Consider the following 1,131-nt stretch of genomic DNA (forward strand, 5'->3'; position numbering starts at 1 on the left):
TTCATGGCGGCCCGTACCCTAAACCGACTCAGGTGGTCAGGTAGAGAATACCGAGGCGTTCGGGTGAACTATGGTTAAGGAACTCGGCAAAATGCCCCCGTAACTTCGGGAGAAGGGGGGCCATTGCTGGTGAAGGCATTTACTGCCGGAGCTGGTGGTGGCCGCAGAGACCAGCGAGAAGCGACTGTTTACTAAAAACACAGGTCCGTGCGAAGCCGTAAGGCGATGTATACGGACTGACGCCTGCCCGGTGCTGGAACGTTAAGGGGACCGGTTAGTCACATTTCGGTGTGGCGAAGCTGAGAACTTAAGCGCCAGTAAACGGCGGTGGTAACTATAACCATCCTAAGGTAGCGAAATTCCTTGTCGGGTAAGTTCCGACCTGCACGAATGGCGTAACGACTTCTCGACTGTCTCAACCATAGGCCCGGTGAAATTGCATTACGAGTAAAGATGCTCGTTTCGCGCAGCAGGACGGAAAGACCCCGGGACCTTTACTATAGCTTGATATTGGTGTTCGGTTCGGCTTGTGTAGGATAGGTGGGAGACTGTGAACTCTGGACGCCAGTTCAGGGGGAGTCATTGTTGAAATACCACTCTGGTCGTGCTGGATGTCTAACCTGGGTCCGTGATCCGGATCAGGGACAGTGTCTGGTGGGTAGTTTAACTGGGGCGGTTGCCTCCTAAAGAGTAACGGAGGCGCCCAAAGGTTCCCTCAGCCTGGTTGGCAATCAGGTGTTGAGTGTAAGTGCACAAGGGAGCTTGACTGTGAGACCGACGGGTCGAGCAGGGACGAAAGTCGGGACTAGTGATCCGGCGGTGGCTTGTGGAAGCGCCGTCGCTCAACGGATAAAAGGTACCCCGGGGATAACAGGCTGATCTTCCCCAAGAGTCCATATCGACGGGATGGTTTGGCACCTCGATGTCGGCTCGTCGCATCCTGGGGCTGGAGTCGGTCCCAAGGGTTGGGCTGTTCGCCCATTAAAGCGGTACGCGAGCTGGGTTTAGAACGTCGTGAGACAGTTCGGTCCCTATCCGCTGTGCGCGTAGGAGTCTTGAGAAGGGCTGTCCCTAGTACGAGAGGACCGGGACGGACGAACCTCTGGTGTGCCAGTTGTCCTGCCAAGGGCA

1 rRNA gene is annotated in these 1,131 nt (G+C 56.1%); it reads left to right on the top strand.

The features are described 5' to 3' along the window. Positions 1 to 1,131 (top strand): 23S ribosomal RNA (locus ABZS71_RS35670); the annotation flags it as partial.

It is taken from the genome of Streptomyces sp. NPDC005393 (genome assembly GCF_040606675.1).
In the GTDB taxonomy this organism is placed as follows: Bacteria; Actinomycetota; Actinomycetes; order Streptomycetales; family Streptomycetaceae; genus Streptomyces.